This window comes from Micromonospora sp. NPDC048843 (genome assembly GCF_040649965.1).
GTDB lineage: Bacteria > Actinomycetota > Actinomycetes > Mycobacteriales > Micromonosporaceae > Micromonospora > Micromonospora hortensis.
The window spans coordinates 1-2531 of record NZ_JBEZGJ010000350.1 but is presented as its reverse complement, the minus strand read 5'-3'; the positions used below and the strand labels follow the sequence as shown (position 1 = coordinate 2531).

The following is a 2531-nucleotide window of genomic DNA, read 5'->3' as shown; positions in this document are numbered from 1 at the left end:
GAACCGCCCCGACCGCATGGGTGGGCCGGTCGTAGTCACGATCGAGCAGGACGCCCAGGAACAGCCACACCAGCACGGCGGCGGGCCTGCCACGGGGGAAGCGGGCGATTGGGGCGCGCATGAAGAGCTTAACCACCCCGCACCACCGGCACAACGGGTCGACTTGGGTCAGATTTCCGACGGATGCTGGCCGAACCGACACCTTCCCTCGCACAGTTGACCGAGGGTGACCTGGCGTGGACCCTGAGCGCGGGCGCGGCCAGTCAGAGGCGATCCCTGGCGTCGCCGGAGTCGCCGCTTCCGCACGCCTCCACCCAAACGATCATCCAAAGTGGATCTCACTACACTGCGGGTCGTGATCAACTTCAGACGATCGACGGCGGTCCTTCTCGGACTGTTGGCGACCACCGCGCTGACCGGGCCGGCGCAGGCCGACGAGGAGCCGGCGCCCGAGCCGCCCCGGGTCGAGCTGGTGCTCGACGTCAGCGGGTCGATGCGCGCCGCCGACATCGACGGACGCACCCGGATCGCGGTCGCCCAGCAGGCCTTCAACGAGGTGGTGGACGCGCTGCCCGAGGAGACACAGCTCGGCATCCGGGTGCTCGGCGCGACATACCGCGGTAAGGACAAGAAGGTCGGTTGCCAGGACACCCAGCAGATCGTGCCGGTCGGCCCGGTGGACCGGTCCGCCGCCAAGGCGGCGGTGGCGACACTTCGGCCGACCGGTTTCACTCCGGTCGGGCTGGCGCTGCGCTCCGCCGCGCAGGACCTGGGCACCGGGGCCACCACGAGGCGGATCGTGCTGATCACCGACGGCGAGGACACCTGTGCCCCGCCGGACCCGTGCGAGGTGGCCCGGGAACTGGCCGCCCAGGGCACCAGGCTGGTCGTCGACACTCTCGGTCTGGCCCCCGACGAGAAGGTTCGCCGGCAACTGCTGTGCATCGCCAGCGCGACCGGAGGGACCTACACCGCCGCGCAGAGCGCCGAGGAGCTGACCGACCGGATCAAACAACTCGTCGAGCGGGCCGGTGACACGCACACCCGGGCCCCGACCGTGGTCGGCGGCACGAGCGCGTGCGACTCGGCGCCACTGCTCGCCCCCGGCGTCTACGCCGACCGGGAGGCGTTCTCCGAGCATCGCTACTACCGGGTGCCGATCCGCCCCGGACAGGAGCTGCGGGCCTCGGTGAGCATGGCGCTGGACCGGGCCGTCAACCGGGACTACGGGGTGCTGCTGCGGGCCACCGCGGCCGACGGCCGGGAACTCGTCCGCGGCGCGGACGCCGGCAGCGGGCGGGCCGACGTGCTCTCCGCCGGGCTGCGCTGGTCGGCCACCGCTGACGACGAGGATGCCGCCGAGACCGAGCAGAGCTCCGCGCCGGTCATCGAACCCACCACCGTCTGCCTGGTGGTCAGCAACTCGTTCGCCCCGCGTCCCGGCACCGCGGCCACCCCGGGCATGCCTGTGGAGCTGACCATCGACGTGGTCGCGGCCGCACCCGCACCGGACGGACCCGACCTCGGCCGGGGCTGGGTGCTGCTCGCCCTGCTCACCGTCGCCGGGCTGATCACCGGTCTGCTCGCCGGTCTGCTCACCCGCTGGTGGGTCGCCACCTGGAGGGAGAACTGATGGGTACCGCACTGTTCCGGTCGATGGCGGCGCTGCTCGCCGCCGGCGTGGCCGCTCTGCTTCCCGCTGCGGCCGCCGCCGCACCGACCCCCTCCCCGGGTGCCACGCCGGTGAACCGTGCCGGCACGTCCTTTCTCACCGCCACCCCGATCACCGCCGGACAACCGGTACGGGTGGACGCCTCGATCGGTGACCACCTCTACTGGTCGTTCCCGGCGACGGCCGGCCAGGTGCACGAGATCAACGCCACAGTCAGCTTCCCGAAGGGACGCAGCGGCGCCTCCACCTGGACGGTGGACGTCTTCGACGGGCTGCGCCGACGCCAGGCGTGCACGGCGGGGGCCCAGACCCCGACAGTGGACGCGAAGGCGTCGAACGTGGTCCTTGGTTGCACGCTGCGCGAGGTGCGGCCGTGGGCTGAGCCCTGGTCGGCCGACCCGCTGCCCGGCACGTACGTCGTCCGACTGTCAGTGATCGAGCTGCCGGAGCCGGATCTGGGTGCGCCGATCGACGTCGACCTCCTGGTCGGCACCATCGCCGACCGGGGCGCCTCGGCTGACGACGGCGAGTTGGCCGCCCCGCTGGTGCCGAACACCAAGGCCGGCACGGTACTCAACGCCGTACCCCCGGTGGACGCGGAGGCCGACGACGAGAGCGGCTCGCCGGCGGACTGGTTGCCGGATCTCGGCTCGCGCTGGGTCTGGACCGGCATCGGCGGCGCGCTCGCCGCGGTGGCCGGCGTGTTCGGCTTCGCTGTGACCCGACGCCCTCGGCGTCGCTGAAACGCCGCCTCTGGTGGCCCTAGTGCCGGTCACCGCCGCCGAGCTGGATCGGGCCAAGGCGTTGCTCAGCACCGGGTGGTGGCGCCAGCTGTCCACAGTCGACGGCCGCGCGGACC

2 protein-coding genes are annotated in these 2531 nt (G+C 72.5%); both read left to right on the top strand.

Annotated features, from left to right (window positions below; all coding sequences use genetic code 11):
- The first annotated feature begins 355 nt into the window (after positions 1–355).
- Positions 356–1633, top strand: coding sequence for a VWA domain-containing protein (locus AB0C20_RS35965; protein ID WP_357190985.1), 1278 nt, complete (start codon positions 356–358; stop codon positions 1631–1633).
- On the top strand, positions 1633–2415 hold the full coding sequence (locus AB0C20_RS35960) for a peptidase (protein ID WP_357190982.1): 783 nt from the start codon (positions 1633–1635) through the stop codon (positions 2413–2415). The genes AB0C20_RS35965 and AB0C20_RS35960 overlap by 1 nt, the downstream gene beginning before the upstream one ends.
- Positions 2416–2531: the final 116 nt, after the last annotated feature.

What these genes read in the sequence shown, in the direction of transcription:
- AB0C20_RS35960 (WP_357190982.1), top strand. Translation starts at nt 1,633, where the DNA reads ATGGGTACCGCACTGTTCCGGTCGATGGCGGCGCTGCTCGCCGCCGGC.